Raw genomic sequence first — 18,828 nt, 5'->3', positions numbered from 1 at the left:
AACAGCATTGAATGTGATCAAAATCAAGGATCGGCAGGAGCTTGACCGCCGGGTTCCATTGATGCCCTGGTATGTGGAGAAATTTATTAACTTTAAGCTTCCGGACTTGTCTCCCTCTTCTTTGCTGGAGTATGTAAGAGATTACGAGACGTTTATGGGGTGGCTTATTGGAGAGGGATTATCTGACGCGGTCAAAGTGAAGGATGTTCAACTTATTGAGCTGGAGAGGCTGCATATGGACAGCATAGACAGCTTCAGGATGTTTCTTGCGACCAATCCAAACCACAACAATACAAGAACAACAATTACGCGCAAACTATCCTCTCTTCGATCGCTCTTTCATTATTTGAGTCAGATTGCGGAGGATGAAGAGTTCTACCCACTTCTGAAGCGGAACGTGATGGCCAAAGTCTCGATTAAGCGGACTCATAAGCCAAAGGATACAGCTGCGAAACTAGAGGGAAAACTACTGCAGGAAGAGGAAATATCCGAGTTCCTCGCTTATATCCATGCTGACTATGAGAAAGATATTGCTTCTAATAAACAAGCCCTTTATTCTTACAAGCTGAATCAGACGAGGGACTGCTGTATTATCAGCTTAATTCTGCATTCCGGTCTCCGGGTATCGGAGGTTGTGAATCTGAACGCAGATGATATTGATGTGAAAAAAAAGCTCGCCTACGTATATCGCAAAGGTAAGAACGATGATACCTTCAAGACACCTGTCTATTTCCGTCAGGAAGCCGTAGAAGCACTTACCGCTTATCTGCAAATGCGTGATTCTCATTACAAAGCGCCAAAACGCGAAAAAGCCCTCTTCCTTGCCATAGCGAATGGCAAAAAAGAAGGCTCTCGAATGACGAAACGTGCCATTCAGGAAATGGTGATCAAATATGCGAAACGATTCGGCAAACCTTACTTAAGTGTACATAAGCTTCGCCATTCTTTTGCAACCGATTATTACTTGCGTAACGATATTTATATGACGCAGGAGCAGCTTGGGCACGCCTCTCCCGAGACGACCCAAATCTATGCCCACCTTACAGATAAAACAATGGCTGAAGCGATCGACCGGATCAAGCAAGCAAGCGAAGCAGCGAATGCCAATTAAGCCTGCACCTGTGATAATACCGCTTCTTGCATGTTAAGCTGCGTATTCACAAGCTTTGCATAGATACCGCCATGTCTCATTAATTCATTATGCGAGCCCTGCTCAGTAATTCGTCCATCCTCTACAACTAGGATCAGATCCGCATCGCGTACTGTCGACAGACGGTGCGCGATAATAAAGGCGGTTCTGCCATTTAGCAGAGTCTCAAGAGCTTCTTGAATGTGCTGCTCCGTTTCTGTATCGACACTTGAAGTGGCTTCATCCAGAATAAGAATTCGTGGATCTGACAAGAGCACCCTGCCGAAGGCAAGTAATTGCCGCTGACCGACCGACAGCTTCGAACCACGTTCCTCCACCTCGGTCTCATATCCTTCATTCATATGAGCAACAACCCGATCGAGCCTTACACTTTCAGCTGCCTGCAGCATTTGCTCCCTTGTTGCCCCGTCATTGCCGTAACGTAAATTTTCCTCAATAGTCCCGGAGAAAATAAACGAGTCTTGGAGCACGATACCCATCTGTCTCCGCAAGGATTCCAGCGTAACGTCTTTCACATCTAACCCGTCGATTTTCACCTTACCGCCGGTTGAGTCATAGAATCGCATTAACAGATTGACGATTGTACTTTTCCCCGCTCCGGTTGGACCAACTAATGCCACTCGTTGTCCTGGACGGACGGTGAAGCTTACCCCATGAAGCACATCCGGCTTCGTGTCTTCGTACCGGAATGATACATTCTCGAATGCCACTTCACCACGAATCGCTGGTAGACGGCGAGCGTCTGCCGCGTCTGTCACCTCTGGTTCGGTATCCAGAATTTCGAAGATCCGCTCTGCAGAAGCCATTGCCGAGAGTACTTGACTGTATACCTTGGACAATGCGCTAAGTGGTCCCCAGAAACGCCATAAGTAGTTGATGAACGCCATGACGAAACCAATTGTCAGCGCGTTATCCATCACTTGTTGCGCTCCAAACCAGATCACGATACACGTACCAATCATCCCGACCAATTCAACGAGCGGGTATACGGTAGATTCAAGCATAATGGCCCGCATAAAAGCCTGCTTGTTGCGGAGGTTGATTCCTTCGAAGCGCATACTGTTCTTTTGCCCGCGAGAGAACGCTTGCACAACACGAATACCTTGAATCGTCTCATTTAGATGCCCGTTAATCGCTGACATCGTCTTACGTGAACGAGTCCATGCTCCTTCAATCCGAGGACGTAGCCGATTCACAATCAGATACAGCAGCGGCATCATAATAAAGGATAACAAGGCCAGCTTCCAATCCATCCAAAGCAAGATTGCAACGATCCCTACCAGATGCGTAACTTCCATAACTGTGGTGATCAGACCGCCGTTAATAAGCTCGCCGATCGCATTCGTATCATTCGTGATACGAGACATGATCTTACCAGCTGGACGTCCGTCGAAGAATCGGAATGACAGCTTTTGCAAATGATTAAACAGCTGCTGGCGCAGATCGAACAAGATACGTTGGCCTGTAAAGTTAATATATTTCGTATGCGCCCAGCCGCAGGCCCAGCCGACCAGCTTGATACCAAGCAAGGATATACCAAATAGATGGATAGCTGTAAAATCACCTTTTGTAATGCCTTCATCGATCAAATACCCAAGCAGCAATGGCTCCGCAAGGCTTAAGATCATATTAATCAGGACAACGCCGATAATGATGCTGAGCAGCCTCCGATATGGCTTCAAATATCCAAGCAGCCTTCGCATATAGACGAGATTAAACGGTTTCTCCTCAATCTCGTTGTCGTCATCCCATTCCACTTGACTCATGTATTCCCCTCCTGTCCCTTAACGTCCGGCTGCAAGCTTCTGACGCTCGAATAATTGGCGGAAGAATCCGTTCCGCTCGCTTAATTCCTTATGTGTACCTTGCTCGATTAGCTGCCCTTGCTCCAGAACAAGGATACGGTCAGCATGCTGAATGGAAGATAACCGCTGTGCGATAATAAAGGTTGTTCTGCCCTTCATAACTTCGAGCAGCGCTTCATGTATGGCAGACTCCGTCGCGGTATCAACACTTGCGGTTGCTTCATCTAGTACCAGAATCGGCGGATTCATTAAGATCGCCCGAGCCAGTGCAACACGTTGTCTTTGTCCACCGGATAGTCCAACGCCACGCTCACCAATTAAAGTATCGTAGCCATGAGGCATCGTTACGATAAAATCATGAATTTGTGCTTTTCTTGCCGCATGCTCGATTTGCTCCATTGTGGCATCCGGATACCCGTATGCAATGTTGTCTCGGATCGATGCGGAGAACAAGAAGGTCTCCTGCGGCACGATGCCGACACTGCGGCGCAAGCCGTCGAGCTCATATTCCCTTACATCTACACCGTCGATCAACACCCGGCCTGACGACACTTCATAGAATCGCGAGAGCAAGGCGATCAAGCTGCTTTTACCCGAACCGGTTGCTCCCAATACGGCGATAACTTCACCTTGCTTAACTTCGAAGTTAATCTCGTTAAGTATTGGATTATCCTTTGTGGGATCTTGATCATTAAAGTAAAAAGACACGTCTTGGAAGGATACCTTCCCGCGCATGTTGTCTGTCGTTACACCAGCCTCTGGCGATACAATATCGCAAGGGGTATCCAGCACTTCGAATACGCGTGGTGCCGCCTTAATCGCCTGCTGCATAATATTGATCTGCCAGCCGAGCATATTGAGCGGCCAAATAATACCCCATGTATACCATTGGAATGCCATGAATGTACCAAGTGTCATCTCACCGCGAGCGACATAGACGGCTCCCAGCCAGATCATCAGGACGAATGTCAGGCCGCCGAACAAGCCCATTAAAGGGAAGGCTTTCGCTTCCAGCTTTGCACGTTCCATATTGGTATCAAAGTTTTGCTTGTTCCGTTCAGCAAATTTCTTCTGCTCGGCTTCTTCCGTTGCGAACGATTTCACAACACGGATGCCTGCAATATTTTCCTGCAGCGTAGTCGTCAGTCGTCCGGTCTGTTCCCGAATACTGGACCATGCCGGACCTACCTTGTTACTGAACCACCACAATACAAGCAGAATAAGCGGAATCGTCACCGTGCTGATCAGTGTTACCTGCCAGTTCATCCATAACATAAAGATCATCGTACCAACAAAGGTTAATAATCCTGTCAGCAGCCCCATCGCACCAAAACCAACAAAGTTCTTGACCGCATCGATATCACCAGTCATACGTGACATTAACTGCCCAGTTTGCGCTTTGTCATAATAGGAGAAAGATAACCGCTGCAGCTGTGCATACATCTGCTCCCTAAGCTTAAGCACTACGTTTTGCCCAACGAGCTCTTGGGAGTAACCTTGCAGGAACATCCCTGCACTTTTGAGCACCTGAACCCCAACTAGGAGTAATGTCAGCCACATAATGACAGATACATTGCTCTTCTTAATACCTTCATCGAAGATTTCCCGTAATATCCATGGCGCTACCAGGTCAAACATCGTGGCGAAAATCATAATAACGATCGCTACAGCCGCCCATTTCGCGCTTGGTCTTACATAAGCTAATACACGCAATAGTACTTTCACTTGTGTTTCTGCCTCCCCTCTCTGCTTAAAAAAGAACAAAAAAAGACCTCGAGCCGTAACTAGGCTCGAGATCCTCGTACCGATCGAACAGCAATAAGCAGAAGTTACCCGCTTAACGTGGTCGTATCGCGAAGGCGGCCTGTACGGCATGCTTGGAAGAACGAACATAAACAATCATTGCCTGTTGTTGTTGATTCCACATGCCGGACACCTCTTTCCTTCGGAATATTTTTCATATAATCTGTTCGTATCGTAACAGACCAACTCTTACTAACGCAATAGCTGATTTTGTCGAATCGCTATCTATTTTACAAATCGCCCAATTGACTTGCGTCCGTCATGGAAATGCCTTCTTCCACCGCAAACTCGAAGTCTTCGATATCATAGATCTGGACAGGGACTCTTGCTTCCAGCAGCTTATCTTGAAACTCGAATTGGTCAGACAAGAGCGGGATTTGCAGCTTCGAACTTGTCAGAAGCAGCTCTGTCTCGATTGGATCGAAATATTCTCCATAATGTGCGTTATCTACAGCATGCACAATCGTGAAATGAATCATATCATTCAAAATGAGCGGAGAGCTTTCTTTCCACGGCACCTGCATCGAGCGCTCGATTTTTTTTCGATTCAAAGGATCTTCGAAAAAGGTAATGAGCTCCCCAATTTTACTTTTCACATGCGCATCGTCATCCAAGTCATCCATGACGGGTTCCGCCCCGTCTCTCATATCGTAAAGCTCAAGTATCGATGAATAAGGCACGACGTAATCAACTGGACGGCTCGGAATGAGAAGATGTCCATACGTTGCAACCATTACTGCTTCTATAACAAATCGCCGTCGCATGTTTGACCCCTCCTTCTGCTAACCACGGTTCCACATTATTATACAATATTCCAAACCCTGTACAAGATAGCCATTCGCCAAATTTGCATTAAATCCGCAGGTAGCGGTACAATGAACGTTACTATGTTTACGAATTATGAGTAATTAAATATAGCTCAACAGCGCTATATTTGAAATTATCATTGAGGAGGCTCCACGCATGATAAAAGAAGAAGCAATCATTATCGGAGCAGGACCATGCGGCCTCGCTGCTGCTATCGAGCTTGAACGGATCGGACTTCATCCCGTTATTATTGAGAAGAGTAATATTGCCCATTCTATCTCTATGTATCCTACTTATATGCATTTCTTCAGCACACCGGAAAAGCTGGAAATCGGGGATATCCCCTTCACAACCCCAAATGATAAACCATCCCGCCTCGAAGCGATCAATTACTATCGGACGGCAGCGCTGCGCAACAATGTTCGCGTAAATGCATATGAGACTGTACTTCGGGTTGAACGCCAGGAAGACGGCCAATTCCATCTAACAAGCACTGATCGATACGGCGTAGAGAAGCAATATGAAGCGCGTTACGTCGTTGTCGCAACCGGGTATTTCGATCATCCGAATTATCTCGGCATCCCTGGCGAGCAGATGGATAAGGTGACGCATTTCTTCCGTGAAGCTCATCCCTATACCGGCATGGAGGTTGCGATCATCGGTGGAAGCAACTCAGCCATTGACGCTGCACTTGAGCTTGAACGTGTTGGTGCAAAGGTTACCGTTATTTATCGTGGGGCCGACTACTCACGGAGTATTAAGCCTTGGGTAAGACCAGGCTTCGAAGGTAAAGTTAACAACGGTATCATTCGTATGCTATTTAATTCTCGTGTCGTTGAAATCGACAGTCATCATGTTATCGTAGAAAATCCGGAAGGCCGTCATTCTGTAGCCAATGATTTTGTACTTGCCCTTACAGGCTTCCATCCTGACCGTGATTTCCTGACAAGCTCAGGCGTGAAGATTGAGGAAGAAGGCTTCCCTTACTTTGATGAAACAACAATGGAGACGAACGTCCCTGGCCTGTTTCTGGCTGGTGTCGTCGCCTCCAAGCATGAAGCGAATGAAATTTTCATTGAATCCGGACGCTTTCATGGTACAAAGATCGCCCAATATATCGCATCGCTTAAATAAGTTACTTCCTTTGCTCGTCCAGTCTCTTTCTCAGGGATTGGACGAGTTCTTCGTTTGGCTCCTGTCCCCCGTACCGTACTTCGTCATATAAGCGAGTCAGCTGCTCAACATCTGCATTGGTCTGAGGCTTATTACGCCAAGCAAGAATATCTGAGCCCGTTTCTTTAACGGTAAAATGCGGCTTAAACGAGTATCCCTTCCCCGTCGCACCAGCAACGAACCAACGGTACAGATAACGAACCTTATCTCCCGTAGTACGCAGTTCCTCCCAGCGGGCTTCTTTCTTCTTGCCAGGTTTAAGGAATCTGTCAGTCCATTTGGACTGTGACACGAGACTTTCCACCTCATCGGTATACCCTTCAGCACTGTCCTTCCTATCACTTGCACGCTCCCATATCCGGCCCAATGCTTTGTTGATGAGCTGATAAAGCTTTCGCCCAACAAAGAATAAGAGGACCGCGAGGCCAATGATCAACAAAGTTATGCCGATGTATTTAGCAAGATGCTCCAGCCATATCAACCATTGTGGAGGATGATTAGCTTCAACCGGAGGCATAATACTTTGCTCTGGAAGTGGTGTATCTGCAGGTGGCTCCTGGACTGGTTCTTCTGATCTGTTCAACCAATCCATGATCCGATTCATGACAACGTGAAAGAATGCTTCGATGGAGCTCTGGAGCTGACGGAACAACCCTGCAATGAGCAATAATACAGCTACGATGCTAAGCATAAACCTGTTTTGTCGTTTGAATACTTTGGTCGTAGCAGATTGGATTGCTCCGCCAGAATGAGTCTCGTACGTAAGTAGTCTTTCATTAATGATATAAAGTAAAAGAACGAGTGCTGCAATCCCGCATATGGTCAGGAAGGTAAAATACGGCTCAAGCTGCTCACGTAGATGAGCTGCGATCGTTAGAATCACGTACAATATGACACTTACAAACATAAGCGTATTCGGGAATGCTACATACCAGCCTTTTGTAGCTGCTCTCATCCCATTAGTAGAAATGAAAGCTCCTAACAGGCCTAGTATAAGAACCATTATACCTGGAAGCTCAGCATTAAATGCTATTAATACAGCCAATAATAGTATCGTCTGCCCCGCACCGAGCAGGATGGCAATAAGCAAACGGTAAATCCTGCGATTTACTTTCACTTTGCGAATCCATAACGCTCCTAACGTATATACGATTGGAAGCGTAAGCAGCCATGAAACCATAAAGCTGCTGGTTGAAGCATAGAAAGCGGCAATAAATAGAAGCGGCAAGTAGAATAATGTCTCTATACTTCCTTGAAGCAGTCGCAGCCCTATCAGATTATGCGAATTGGATTGGTTCATCCCGCTTCACCTTCCTGCTGCTCTGCTTTAGGCTGTTCGGTAAGGGTCCAATGAACAACTGCATTGCCATTACGCCGCAGTCTGTCAGCTTGATATTCCAGCTGATCGTTCCAGAAGGTTGAGATCACCAGAACATCACGCTGCGCATATCCGCTATCTGCTTCCCGAGTCAGCAGATCGATAAACGGCTCTGTCCGGAGCAGCTCCAGCTTCGCCATCGCTTCGAATATTTCAGACAAATGTCCGCCGCCGCTGCGCGGTTCGATGAGTGTGCTGCCAAACTCACCGATAATCGGCATGTTCGTGCAGAAGCCCGCTTCCATCCCGCTTTGAATAACCGATTGAGCAGCTCCAGCTGCCCATTCAATTCCATGTTCGATTAGTTCTTCATCATTAACAGTTCGCCACATGTTCTCATTGTCTTCCACGTTCAAATAAATCATAAGCTTGCGATCAGCGGTATAATCATATTGATGCACCTGCAGCTTGCCTGCTCTAGCCGTCGCTTTCCAATTCACCATCTTATGCGTATCACCGGAACGATAATCCCGTGTTCCCATCACCACAAACGGATCCTCGACAATCCATCTCCTGACGGATAATTCCCCTTGCCAGCTATGTGATGGAAGCTCATGAACGGGTACATCAGCAGGTGTAGGATAAACGATAAGCTCTCCATTTAAAGCAATCTGCTTTGTTTGATGAATAAAGCCGAGGAGATCGCCGGCTGTCATTGTAACCGATTGCAGTTTGTACCAGCCGCGCTTCGTACAAACAATGCGATGTCTTCTTGTAATCTTAGTATTTGGCATTAAGGTAAAGAAGCTTTTATGATTTTGAGACAGCGTACCGCTGCTCACTTCGAGATTATCTTGACGATGGAATAATAAGTCCGACGATAATTGTGATTCTACCCTCATCCATGGGACAGGCAGCCATTTGGCATTCGTTAGCTGCTCGACTAGCTCAATGGTTTCACCGCGGTAACTGACCCTCTTTTGAAATTTCCGTTCATAGCCAATTTGCTTTAGACCATATCGGTGAAATAATTTTGCCTGCAGGAAAAACACAAGAATAGCTGCGAATGCGACCCAGAATATAATCATCCGCTCACCACTATCGGGAGGCGATCCCAGCTTCCGCAGGTACTGCGGTTTGCCGGATAATATCTTCAATGATGACTTCCGCCTGCTTATGAGATCTGTGCATCCCTTTAAGAGACAATCGATGTGCAAGAACCGGCTTTGCCATTGCTTTCACATCATCCGGCGTGACGTAATCCCGGCCTCGCAAGATTGCATGCACCTGTGATGCTCTCAGTAAAGCTTGACTGCCACGCGGACTGACACCGATATTAACATCTTCTCTGGAACGAGTACGTTCAATTAATTGCAAGAGATATTGCAGCACTTCATCGGATACACGAACCTCCGCGTAACGACGCTGTGCCTCTGCAATATCTGCTGCTGTCGCTACCGGCTCAAGCTGGCCCAGCGGATCGGCATTATTAAACCGTTTAAGAATTTGAAGCGCTTCTTCCGTTGTGGGGTAACCCATCTGGATTTTAAATAAGAAGCGGTCCAATTGAGCTTCCGGCAATGGAAAGGTCCCTTGATGCTCCACAGGGTTTTGAGTAGCAATAACCATAAATGGCTTGTCCAATCGTTTGGTCTCACCATCCACACTGATCTGGCGCTCCTCCATACATTCGAGGAGACTCGATTGCGTACGTGGTGTCGCCCGGTTGATCTCATCGGCAAGCAGCAGATTAGTGAAGAGCGGCCCCGGACGAAACTCGAAGCCGCCATCTTTCTGATTATAATATTGAATACCGCTAAGGTCGGAAGGCAGCAAATCCGGCGTAAATTGTACCCTGCGGAACTGAAGCTTGAGCGATTGTGCGAGTGATTTGGCGAGCAGGGTTTTTCCCGTGCCAGGAACGTCTTCGAGCAGGACATGACCAGAAGTAATTAATGCGATAAACAACAGCTCAGTGACATTATCTTTGCCGACAATAACCCGGCCAATATTCGTATTCAGCTTTTCTGCTAATTGGTTGATCGATTGGAATGACATGTACAAGACTCCTTTTTCGTTATCGAATGGCTCCAGTTGCTATTACGCTCTACCGTAAATTGTCTTCTGCAATTGCTGAAGATCTCTCCAATGAATAACCCGAATCCCTTCCGCTTTAAGCGTCTGCTGGATTTCCGGGTCTCGGAACAATTGAAACTCCATTCCCCGCTTCTCAGGTTGACCATGGAAAGCAAGCAGCTCGTCAGTCACGAGCGATGGATGGAATAACAGTTCCGTAACACCCGGCTGAAGATGGTGAAGCAGCTGCTTGAGATCCGCTTTGACGGACTGATACGTCTCACCTGGTTTTAGCGGGAAAGGTAATCCGAGCAAATAGTCAAGGACGACAACGCCCATCGCATGTGCTAATAAGCCAAGCTGCCTTGCCTGTTCCACAAGCTCTTGCGGGACCATCTGTTCATTAGCTGCAGCAACCTTACGAGGCAGCCGGAAAGGCAAGCCATATGCCGCACACACTTCAAACACTTCTTTCAGAAAATGTCTGCCTGTTTCAAGTCCATACAAGCTTCCCATGTGATTATCAGCATGAGTAGGCTTTATCCCAAGAGCAAGAGCGGCCTCGATCTGAGCAATCATTTCGTCTTTTACCTGCCGCGGATCAGCTTGCATTTCAAAGGTTTTACAATCTTTCGGGAAATAGCCGTCACTAGTAATAAGCGACTGCGTATCACTGCCTTTATTCACTGGCCCCCACCGGTAAGCATCCCACTCACTCGTGAAAGTAAAATGAATGCCGACATCGTACCCCGGATGCTTGGCGCTCCAAAGAGCCGCTTCCTTAGAGGACTTGCAAGGCATCATAATCGTTGCCGAACTTACCACATTCTCTTGAAGCAGCTGCTCAATTGCTTTATTCGTGGATGGACATAACCCAAAATCATCTGCATTAATAATTAACAATCGTTCCTGGCTGCCATATCCAAGTGATTCTGCGACGTTCATATCGACTCATCCTCTCTACAATTAGCAACATTAACGAACTATGCCTGACTTGATCTGCCCTACATAAGCCTACTTTGAAACAGCTCGAGCAGCTGTTTCTCATTACTGTCTACCCATTCGCAAATCCGGTATGTCTGATCGATGAAGCCTGCTAGAATGTCTGCCTCATCGAGCCCTTCCTTGAAGCGGTTCGTGAAGTGGAGAAACACATCCAGCACACGAAGCTTAATGAGAAGCGGTAACGCTTCCAACTCTTCCTGTGTCAGACTGCCTTCTGGGCCATACCCTTCACAGAATAGCTGAATCGACTCCCAAATTTCTGAATCCTCACCTTTGAAAAAGTCGATGAGAGCAACAACCAGCTCCATTGGTCTTACATCAATCGTGCAAAATTCAAAATCCAGAACACCAATAATGGAATCGCGGTCAGCAACTGTATTGCTGAAATTTAGATCCCCGTGAATCCATTGATGTGGTAATCCTCGCAATTCTCTCATTTTGACGGAAAGACCTTTTAATTGATTCATGATTACAGCAGCTTTGTCCGCCAGATTTACAAACTTCTCAGATGACTGAATAATCATGGGAAGTTCATCTTGGATAAGGGAAGAGTAAGTCTCTTCAATTAAGTAATACGGGTCATAAATAGGAGCTTGCTGAATCGATAGTTTCCCAAGAGCTTTAGACAATCTAGCAGCGATTTGACCAAGCGATTGAATATGTGGTTTGTGAACAGCTTTCGGCCGTTCTCCCGGAATATATTGATACATGGCTGCAAGTGCCCCATCTTCACATTGGGAAATTGTCTCACCCGACTGATTCAACACGGGAACTGGGATTTGAAATCCAAGCTCCTGCTCGTGAAGAGCATATAACACATGATGCTCCAGCTTAACAATATCCCTATTCCGATGATTGTTGTAGATGCGAAGCACGTAACGTTCATCGCCTGCCTTGATCATTCTTGTTGTGTTGTTCATCCCGCTGTCTCCCGGCACAATCATCCAATCGGAATCGAGTCGGTACTGCTCAATCAGTGCAGCGATTTCGTACTCTTTCAAACCGTGCTTCCTCCTTACATTTGCTGCAGCCGCTCCACACGGCTCTTTAACGTTTGCTTCCAACTGTCTGACAGCTCATCTACCGCAAGCAAAGCAGTCATGCCCTCGAGGTCAGTCTTTCCTTCATACATGACGCGATTAGCTTCCGCCAGAGAGATCGCTGCAGGATGCCGCTTAACCAACTTGAGGTCTTCGCCTGCACCAATTTCTCCTTCTTGCAGCACTCGGAAATAAAAGCCTGTAAATCCTGTCTGCTGAACATGGGCTGTCAGCTCAGGCCGCTCATGACGAATGCCAAGCTTGAAGCATGGCTGTCTAGGCTGGCTGACTTGCACGACAACATTCCCTGCCTGAAGGACGTCTCCAATACATAAATCCTGCTCTGACCATTCCGATAGTGTCCAGTTCTCTCCGAAAGCACCATAGCTCAGTTTATTTCCCAGCCACTCTTCCCAATAGGGAAAATGACGCTCGAAATAGACGCAAACCGCTTTGTCCGGCCCGCCGTGATGAACAAGATCTGCCTGCCCGTCACTGGACAATCCGGTAGTGCTTAAATAATGTTTGTCATTCGATGCCGACTTGAATATGCCGGTCTGTATAGGCTTTGCTCCATACATGGCCTCTACAGGAATTCCGACGTTTAGAGATACAATACGGCTGTTCTTTATTTCCCAAGACATTTGCTTCTCTTAGCCTCCTGTCCTAATCTACTCTTCCACTATTATAATCTTATTAGGGAGAAGATGGCAAAAACATCTTTTGCCTGTCTATTATTAATGCCATTAATCAGCCTAAAACACCTATAAAACCAGTCTTTTCAGCCATGAATAACTAGTCTTTCAAGACTACTCTTCGACACCTTTTGTAGCATTCGAGCCTGTAATGTCGAAAACGTTTTGTTTGTGTAGTTTTATGCGCTTCCCCGGGAAATAACAGGCGCAATATTTCCTCATTTCCCAAAGTTTTCAGTGAATATGGAATTTTCGCTCAATTCGGATGATTTCGCCTCTTGGCCGCTTTAACCGGCTTTGAAGTTTCGCCAGATGCTGCTTCCGGTATTTCCGATCCATGACCATGATCAGCACAAGCAGCACCCCCGTTCCAACCGCTCCCCATATCCCAAGCGCAAAGACAGACAGTACTCCAGAGACGATCAGCCACACAAATGCCGTACAATTGACGAACGAACTGTATACACCTAAATGCCAGGGAGCATCCTCCAGCAAGCGATGCCTTCCATGCAATCTCAACTTAATCCCAATTGGAATCGCATAGGCCAGCTGCAAGCATAATACTCCTAATCCAAGTAAGCTGGAGATACCCACCTCTCCCCCATCGACCAGTCTCCCTACTCCAAACAAAATAACGGATAAAACAGAAACAACTAGTATGGCTGGTAAAGGTGTCTGAAGTTTCCTAGTTACTTGAGATAACACTCTACTGTATGGCAGTGCCTGATCTCTTGCCAAACAGAAGACAGCCCGCGAGCACACAAGCATCTCGCTGTTCCCACTCCCCCATAATGCAGCAGCAATAACCAGAACAATAAGTGAATTGCCCTGCCAGCCATCGAGCGCAGCAGCCGCGAACAGGTTGTCACTACTGCTGAATAAGGTAGTTCCCACGATCGCCGGAAGAACTAGCGTAAGGCACATCAAGAGAACGAATCCTCCAATCATCGTGTACACCGATGATAAATAGATCGCCCACGGAACACGAACTCTTGGATCCCTAATTTCCTCAGACGCCTGGGCGGCTCCATCCATCCCCAGAAACAGCTTCTGCAGTACAAATACACCAGTGATAAAAGCCCACGGCGTTACATGACCGTCCAGCGTGGATTTTTGAAAGGAATATAGCAGCTCAGGCGAATACACGCCTTGCCCGAAAGTAATATAGATCCCGCCAATAATGGCTGCAAGAATCGTAGCCTGCAGCAATATCCCTGCTTCCAGCATAGAGCCGAGACGGCCTGTTCCCCAATGGTTCACCACAGCTTGAAGGGCAGTAATCCCGATTAGAAGCAATCCAATTGATAGCCACGAGGAAGAATAGTCGAGCCATACAGCCAGCATTTTATCCAATATATATGCACATGCCCCATTCATAACCGTCATGATTGCAAGATGTCCGGCGAGATGGAACCATCCGGCATACCAGCCCCACCGCCTTGTTCCAAGCGCTGACGACCAATGATAGACACCACCAGCAGTCGGTACGGCTGATGACAACTCCGCAAGTGAAGCACTAACGAGAAGACCAAACAACGCAAGGATCGGTAATCCAAGGCTGACGACTGAGGGTCCCCCCTGCTTCAGAGCAGGACCAGCTAACAGAAATATGGCTCCAATGAAGCCCATGGATTGAAATGAAAGGCCAAATGACGCGGCGGCGCCTAACCGCCTCCGCAGCTGCTGGGCGAGCCCAAATAAATTAAGGTCATGCTTATCCTGCTGTGACTGGGCATATTCGCCATAAGCAATCATACTAATGTGCTTCGAAGCACGAATACTATTCTGTGCCCTTGCCGTAATCATCAAGGCACAGACACAAACAATAGCAAACAGCAAGAGACCAATCCAAACGGCGGCCATCATGGAACCCCTCCCTACTACGATAATGTATGAGGGAGAAAGATCGGTCATGTCAAGCAACAAGAAGAGGGCTGCCCATAAGGACAGCCCTCCATGCCGGCAAGCAGCCGGGCTTTTATAATTCCGAGAATCGCAGCATTGCGAATGATGTAACAACAGCCGCCGCCCAGGCCAAAGTATGAATGATCAACCATCGCCATCTCGCCTGAAAATCCAATCTTCTAAGTGTCCAAACATTAATCCCGATGAGGAGTAAGATGTAGACCGAAACTATAACTAAACCATATGCCTTTTGGGATCCGGTTGATGGTGCCATAAATCCATAGAGTAGTACAATACCGCCAATGAGTACGTAGGGAAACAAAGCGCCCAGCACAAGATGTACGATTAAGCCAAGCCATTTCTTTTTGGCCATTCGGATCAGCTCCTTCTGGCAACTCCCCTAGCATGTCCATTGCCGTCTCTGCTTTAGTTGTTTGGTACCATAACACCTAATGGCCCATTCTCACTCACGATATCCTGAAGATCATAGGCCGAAATCGGAAAATACGGAAAACCATAAGCATAAGGTGTCAATTCGTACAACGAAAAATAAATGACGATCGAACGGTCCGCAATATAATAATCCTGATCTGGCCGAATCGATTGGAACGGTTCCAGAGTACTGATGTCCCGATCCTTAATCTGCTTATCGACGATCTCGGATATCCGGTGAATGTAGGCACTCCCCGGTTTGAACAACTGCGGAAGACTGTAGGCGTGTCCAGTCGATACACGAAAAGTGAGCGATACCTGCAGCGTTAATCCATGCGTGCCCCCCGAATAGGTGTAATTAAATAATGATAGGCTGAGAATATCTCTCTCGTTGGTCTTCACTTCGTAATACCCGGTCATTTCAGCCCGGGGATCGTCCAGCGAGCCCTGCTCGTCTACCAGCTGTTGAGCCGCTTTTCGAATGGATTCATTGATTCGCTTGATCGCATCATCATTCGGACCGCCGCTTACATAAGGAATCCATAGCTCCGCTTTGGGGGAAGCCGCTCTTGCCGATTGGACAATAACTGGAGACTGAAATGCCATTTCGAAGACACCTACCTATTTGGTCAGATGCTCCATTATATGCAGGGTACGTCTCATTTCATGCCACTCTATACCGCCATGTGATGATGAAGATACTCCAATATACGTAAAACCCGCTTGCTCATAGAATCGGATAAGATGAGGCTCGCACATGAGAATAATGACGTCATGTTCTGCCTCATCACATTCCTTAACCAGCTTGTTCAAAAGCATGGCTCCAATCCCCTGCCGTCTTGCTTCATCCGCTACTGCAACGGTCAGGATGCAGAAGTTATTCCCTTGTTCATCATCCTGCTGGTCGCCCTTCATTTCATCGCCGCAGGACCACGCCGAAGTACGAATGCCGTTCGTAATGCCAAGCAGCTTATCTCCCAACCATGCCGACCAGAAATATCCCGGGTAATGATCAAAGCGATAACGGAACCCTTCCCGCGTAGCGGCAGCATCCGGTACATAACAACGCTGCTCGAGATGCAGCGCTTCTTCCAGTTCGTCTTCCTTAATCAGTCTAAGCTCGATATTGCTCACAGCAGCATTTTCTCCCGTTCAGTCAATCTTCTGCCTTTTACATCAAGAACAAGCTCACCATTATTCAAGCCAATGATCCGGTCGGCAAACCGCTCCGCCCAATCCCCTTGATCGAGCACGGCAATAACGGTAACTCCCTGCTCCTGGCTAAGTCTCTTCAGGTCAGACAACACCCGGTCAGCTGTATGCGGATCCAGGCCGGCTACTGGCTCATCTGCCGCAATAACCTTTGCGCCATGCACCAATGCTCGGGCAATGGCAATACGCTGGCGTTCGCCGCCGCTCATTGTGCTAGCTTTCTGATGTGCTTTATCGATCAAGCCTAACTTTTCAATCGTATCCATTGCACCCATATAATCATCACTACGCAGCATCCCTGTCCATCTGCGCCATGCCGGTGTTTGAGTAACCGCCCCGATGCTGACGTTCTTAAGGCCTGTCTTATTCTGATGGAGCGCAGGCTTCTCTTCCAAATAAGCGACTGCCCGGCGGATCTTCAGCTTTCCTGAAAGGCCCGACTTGAATATATCTTCCCCTTCGAAAAAGTAATTTCCACTAGTCCACTTTTGCTGCAGTGCCAGACATTTGAGCAGCATCGACTTCCCGCTCCCGCTAGCCCCTTTTATCGCAATGAATTGGCCGGGCAATACTTCAAAGCTGATGTTCTTCAGAATGGTAGGCCCGCCGGGAATTTGCTGTGTCAGATTCATTATTTTCAACATTAGTCCATGCCCCTTTTTGTAAACGCTTCGCAACTCTATAAATCTAGTTTACGAGAAACAAAAAATAGTTTCCACGCGAACAAATGTTTGCTATAATAAAAACAGAACAAGTGTTCTTGATATCCATCATCCCATAATCATTTGAAGGAGGCTGAATCACCATGAATAAGAGCTGCGAAAACTTTCGTTATTTAGAGAAAGGATGGCCGCGCCGGGACTTAACGTTTAAATTTTATACGGACGGAACATTAAAGATTATCGATAATCATGCAGAGGAGGTGATTTCGCCAAATGATTTGAAGGGAGACAGCATGGACTTTTATGTTCGGCGTCGTATCGCCTTTATTAAGAATAAATTGACCAATGCTCAGATGAAATATGCTTAATATGCTTAAATACAATGATGTAATACGGAATGCAAGATGACCTTAAGTGGCATCCTGCATTCCGTTTGCCTTATTTACGGCAGTTGTTTATTAATTCCATTCAAGCTTGGGGGGCGGTTTGCAACTTTGTTCAGCTTCAGGCCAATAGCTTCAGACTTGCTGCTGGAGTGGTTTTGGCGGTTCTGCGTTTTATCAGCTTTATTAAACGGCATGCTCATCACCTCCCTGCTCTTTATGAGAATGATTAGCATAATTCACCTGAAATAAACATCCCATTTGCCCCTTCGTTGACGTAGGGCTTCTAATGAGGTAGATTGTTCATACGATGAACTTCACCAAAGGAGCCGTGCTTTATATGAAGCAAAATCTATTTTTTGACCTGGATGACACTCTAATCCATTGTAATAAATATTTCTATTTCGTTATCGAGCAGTTTGTTGATGCGATGACGACATGGTTTGCCGGTTACGAAGGCGTTAGTGCCGAAGCCGTGCGTAATAAACAGACAGAAATTGATATTGCGGGTGTAGCTGTGCTCGGATTTAAGAGCGAGCATTTCCCGCAGTCTTTTATCGATACATATAACTACTACAGTGACCTGACCGGCCGCAAGCGTTCCTCCACGGAGCAGGACTTCTTGTGGAAGCTTGGTCTTAGCGTATACGAGCATGAGACTGAGCCTTATCCCAATATGGAATCTACGCTTGATAAGCTAGCTGGAGATGGTCATATCCTCCATCTTTATACCGGTGGTGAGCTGACGATCCAGCGCCGTAAGATTGAACGTATGCATCTGGAACGCTACTTCGATAATCGGGTATATATCCGCCGCCACAAGAACAGCGAGGCACTGGAGCAAATTTTGGCTCAAGGCGGTTACGACCGCGGCTTAACCTGGATGATTGGCAACTCCATCCGCACGGATGTTGTTCCGGCCTTAACTGCTGGCATTCACGCCATCCATATGATGGCAGAATCGGAATGGCAATATAATGTGATCAATATCGAAGTAGAGCCAAAAGGCGCTTTCTTCACCTTGAATAACCTGCTGGAGGTCCCTCCTGCAATCCATGACTACATTAATCGTGGGTAACAAAGAAAAGGAGTAAAGCGGCCTTAGCTGCTTTACTCCTTTTTTACTAAGAAATCATTCCGATTGGCGATAAAAACTTCCGCTTAAACGCGGTCGTTCTTCCTCGAAGTACTACGATAGGAGTTTTTCTCACATAAACGATGCTTCGTACCAAACCCCGGAAAAGAAAAGAATCCCACCTAAGCATAGTAGAACAAATAACAGAATGACTGCTACGATAATCGTGCCTCCAGCTATTCGAGCAAGCTTTCTCATTATCATAACGTTCCTCCTATTGCATGCAC

Annotated in this window: 20 protein-coding genes; 4 read left to right on the top strand and 16 right to left on the bottom strand. The window is 47.0% G+C overall.

Annotated elements, in window-relative coordinates; translation table 11 throughout:
* Window positions 1–7 precede the first annotated feature (7 nt).
* Window positions 8–1,111: a tyrosine recombinase XerS gene (gene xerS / locus AC0YNT_RS06855; RefSeq protein ID WP_475803880.1), complete on the top strand. Its 1,104-nt coding sequence runs from the start codon at window positions 8–10 to the stop codon at window positions 1,109–1,111.
* Here the strand turns inward: xerS and AC0YNT_RS06850 are convergent.
* The 3 genes from AC0YNT_RS06850 to AC0YNT_RS06840 all read right to left on the bottom strand — a co-directional run bounded on the left by AC0YNT_RS06850 (window position 1,108) and on the right by AC0YNT_RS06840 (window position 5,522).
* Entirely contained in the window at window positions 1,108–2,916 is a 1,809-nt protein-coding gene (locus tag AC0YNT_RS06850) for an ABC transporter ATP-binding protein (protein ID WP_475803879.1), read from the bottom strand. The two genes, xerS and AC0YNT_RS06850, sit on opposite strands and share 4 nt — an antisense overlap.
* 18 nt (window positions 2,917–2,934) lie before the next feature.
* Window positions 2,935–4,680, bottom strand: a complete 1,746-nt coding sequence (locus AC0YNT_RS06845) for an ABC transporter ATP-binding protein (protein ID WP_475803878.1) — start codon at window positions 4,678–4,680, stop codon at window positions 2,935–2,937.
* 308 nt (window positions 4,681–4,988) lie between these two features.
* Window positions 4,989–5,522: an ADP-heptose synthase gene (locus tag AC0YNT_RS06840; RefSeq protein WP_167273861.1), complete on the bottom strand. Its 534-nt coding sequence runs from the start codon at window positions 5,520–5,522 to the stop codon at window positions 4,989–4,991.
* 199 nt (window positions 5,523–5,721) lie between these two features.
* On the opposite strand from AC0YNT_RS06840, the gene AC0YNT_RS06835 reads away from it, so the two are divergent.
* Window positions 5,722–6,699 (top strand): YpdA family putative bacillithiol disulfide reductase, encoded by a 978-nt coding sequence (locus AC0YNT_RS06835; RefSeq protein ID WP_475803877.1) that lies wholly within the window; start codon window positions 5,722–5,724, stop codon window positions 6,697–6,699.
* 1 nt (window position 6,700) lies between these two features.
* Here AC0YNT_RS06835 and AC0YNT_RS06830 read toward each other — a convergent pair whose 3' ends face one another.
* The 11 genes from AC0YNT_RS06830 to AC0YNT_RS06780 form a co-directional block, all read right to left on the bottom strand.
* Window positions 6,701–8,038, bottom strand: coding sequence for a DUF4129 domain-containing protein (locus AC0YNT_RS06830; protein WP_475803876.1), 1,338 nt, complete (start codon window positions 8,036–8,038; stop codon window positions 6,701–6,703).
* Window positions 8,035–9,213 (bottom strand): DUF58 domain-containing protein, encoded by a 1,179-nt coding sequence (locus AC0YNT_RS06825; protein WP_475803875.1) that lies wholly within the window; start codon window positions 9,211–9,213, stop codon window positions 8,035–8,037. Before AC0YNT_RS06825 ends, AC0YNT_RS06830 begins: the two co-directional genes overlap by 4 nt.
* Window positions 9,155–10,114: an AAA family ATPase gene (locus AC0YNT_RS06820; RefSeq protein WP_475803874.1), complete on the bottom strand. Its 960-nt coding sequence runs from the start codon at window positions 10,112–10,114 to the stop codon at window positions 9,155–9,157. The genes AC0YNT_RS06825 and AC0YNT_RS06820 overlap by 59 nt, the downstream gene beginning before the upstream one ends.
* Before the next feature lie 42 nt (window positions 10,115–10,156).
* A complete protein-coding gene (locus AC0YNT_RS06815; RefSeq protein WP_475803873.1) occupies window positions 10,157–11,077 on the bottom strand; it encodes a polysaccharide deacetylase family protein in 921 nt (306 codons plus the stop codon).
* A gap of 59 nt (window positions 11,078–11,136) precedes the next feature.
* Window positions 11,137–12,138: a phosphotransferase gene (locus AC0YNT_RS06810; protein ID WP_475803872.1), complete on the bottom strand. Its 1,002-nt coding sequence runs from the start codon at window positions 12,136–12,138 to the stop codon at window positions 11,137–11,139.
* Window positions 12,139–12,152: 14 nt separating this feature from the next.
* On the bottom strand, window positions 12,153–12,821 hold the full coding sequence (locus AC0YNT_RS06805) for an MOSC domain-containing protein (protein ID WP_475803871.1): 669 nt from the start codon (window positions 12,819–12,821) through the stop codon (window positions 12,153–12,155).
* Between the two features lie 285 nt (window positions 12,822–13,106).
* Window positions 13,107–14,738, bottom strand: a complete 1,632-nt coding sequence (locus AC0YNT_RS06800) for an amino acid permease (RefSeq protein ID WP_475803870.1) — start codon at window positions 14,736–14,738, stop codon at window positions 13,107–13,109.
* Between the two features lie 112 nt (window positions 14,739–14,850).
* Complete coding sequence (locus tag AC0YNT_RS06795) at window positions 14,851–15,150, bottom strand: hypothetical protein (protein ID WP_475803869.1); 300 nt, start codon at window positions 15,148–15,150, stop codon at window positions 14,851–14,853.
* A gap of 53 nt (window positions 15,151–15,203) precedes the next feature.
* Window positions 15,204–15,815, bottom strand: a complete 612-nt coding sequence (locus tag AC0YNT_RS06790) for a DUF3298 and DUF4163 domain-containing protein (protein WP_167273825.1) — start codon at window positions 15,813–15,815, stop codon at window positions 15,204–15,206.
* A 15-nt stretch (window positions 15,816–15,830) separates the two neighbouring features.
* A complete protein-coding gene (locus AC0YNT_RS06785) occupies window positions 15,831–16,343 on the bottom strand; it encodes a GNAT family N-acetyltransferase (RefSeq protein ID WP_475803868.1) in 513 nt (170 codons plus the stop codon).
* Window positions 16,340–17,065, bottom strand: coding sequence for a phosphonate ABC transporter ATP-binding protein (locus AC0YNT_RS06780; protein ID WP_167273815.1), 726 nt, complete (start codon window positions 17,063–17,065; stop codon window positions 16,340–16,342). The genes AC0YNT_RS06785 and AC0YNT_RS06780 overlap by 4 nt, the downstream gene beginning before the upstream one ends.
* Before the next feature lie 161 nt (window positions 17,066–17,226).
* Between AC0YNT_RS06780 and AC0YNT_RS06775 the strand changes: the two genes are divergently transcribed.
* Window positions 17,227–17,451: a hypothetical protein gene (locus AC0YNT_RS06775; protein WP_475803867.1), complete on the top strand. Its 225-nt coding sequence runs from the start codon at window positions 17,227–17,229 to the stop codon at window positions 17,449–17,451.
* A 74-nt stretch (window positions 17,452–17,525) separates the two neighbouring features.
* Here AC0YNT_RS06775 and AC0YNT_RS06770 read toward each other — a convergent pair whose 3' ends face one another.
* On the bottom strand, window positions 17,526–17,663 hold the full coding sequence (locus tag AC0YNT_RS06770) for a hypothetical protein (RefSeq protein WP_475803866.1): 138 nt from the start codon (window positions 17,661–17,663) through the stop codon (window positions 17,526–17,528).
* Window positions 17,664–17,806: 143 nt separating this feature from the next.
* Here AC0YNT_RS06770 and AC0YNT_RS06765 point away from each other — a divergent pair, with 143 nt between their 5' ends.
* The gene (locus tag AC0YNT_RS06765) at window positions 17,807–18,544 is read left to right on the top strand and encodes an HAD family hydrolase (protein WP_167273803.1); all 738 of its coding nucleotides are present in this window, start codon (window positions 17,807–17,809) and stop codon (window positions 18,542–18,544) included.
* 129 nt (window positions 18,545–18,673) lie between these two features.
* Here the strand turns inward: AC0YNT_RS06765 and AC0YNT_RS06760 are convergent, their stop codons facing one another.
* Window positions 18,674–18,799: a hypothetical protein gene (locus AC0YNT_RS06760; protein ID WP_475803865.1), complete on the bottom strand. Its 126-nt coding sequence runs from the start codon at window positions 18,797–18,799 to the stop codon at window positions 18,674–18,676.
* Window positions 18,800–18,828: the final 29 nt, after the last annotated feature.

This window comes from Paenibacillus sp. J22R56, assembly GCF_056269375.1.
Note: the sequence above shows the minus strand (reverse complement) of the source record. Positions and strands in the feature narration are given on the sequence as shown.

Coding starts and splice junctions, on each gene's coding strand:
- AC0YNT_RS06850 (WP_475803879.1), bottom strand. CDS start 2,916: ATGAGTCAAGTGGAATGGGATGACGACAACGAGATTGAGGAGAAACCG.
- AC0YNT_RS06840 (WP_167273861.1), bottom strand. CDS start 5,522: ATGCGACGGCGATTTGTTATAGAAGCAGTAATGGTTGCAACGTATGGA.
- AC0YNT_RS06835 (WP_475803877.1), top strand. CDS start 5,722: ATGATAAAAGAAGAAGCAATCATTATCGGAGCAGGACCATGCGGCCTC.
- AC0YNT_RS06830 (WP_475803876.1), bottom strand. CDS start 8,038: ATGAACCAATCCAATTCGCATAATCTGATAGGGCTGCGACTGCTTCAA.
- AC0YNT_RS06820 (WP_475803874.1), bottom strand. CDS start 10,114: ATGTCATTCCAATCGATCAACCAATTAGCAGAAAAGCTGAATACGAAT.
- AC0YNT_RS06815 (WP_475803873.1), bottom strand. CDS start 11,077: ATGAACGTCGCAGAATCACTTGGATATGGCAGCCAGGAACGATTGTTA.
- AC0YNT_RS06805 (WP_475803871.1), bottom strand. CDS start 12,821: ATGTCTTGGGAAATAAAGAACAGCCGTATTGTATCTCTAAACGTCGGA.
- AC0YNT_RS06800 (WP_475803870.1), bottom strand. CDS start 14,738: ATGATGGCCGCCGTTTGGATTGGTCTCTTGCTGTTTGCTATTGTTTGT.
- AC0YNT_RS06795 (WP_475803869.1), bottom strand. CDS start 15,150: ATGGCCAAAAAGAAATGGCTTGGCTTAATCGTACATCTTGTGCTGGGC.
- AC0YNT_RS06790 (WP_167273825.1), bottom strand. CDS start 15,815: ATGGCATTTCAGTCTCCAGTTATTGTCCAATCGGCAAGAGCGGCTTCC.
- AC0YNT_RS06780 (WP_167273815.1), bottom strand. CDS start 17,065: ATGTTGAAAATAATGAATCTGACACAGCAAATTCCCGGCGGGCCTACC.
- AC0YNT_RS06775 (WP_475803867.1), top strand. CDS start 17,227: ATGAATAAGAGCTGCGAAAACTTTCGTTATTTAGAGAAAGGATGGCCG.
- AC0YNT_RS06770 (WP_475803866.1), bottom strand. CDS start 17,663: ATGCCGTTTAATAAAGCTGATAAAACGCAGAACCGCCAAAACCACTCC.
- AC0YNT_RS06765 (WP_167273803.1), top strand. CDS start 17,807: ATGAAGCAAAATCTATTTTTTGACCTGGATGACACTCTAATCCATTGT.
- AC0YNT_RS06760 (WP_475803865.1), bottom strand. CDS start 18,799: ATGAGAAAGCTTGCTCGAATAGCTGGAGGCACGATTATCGTAGCAGTC.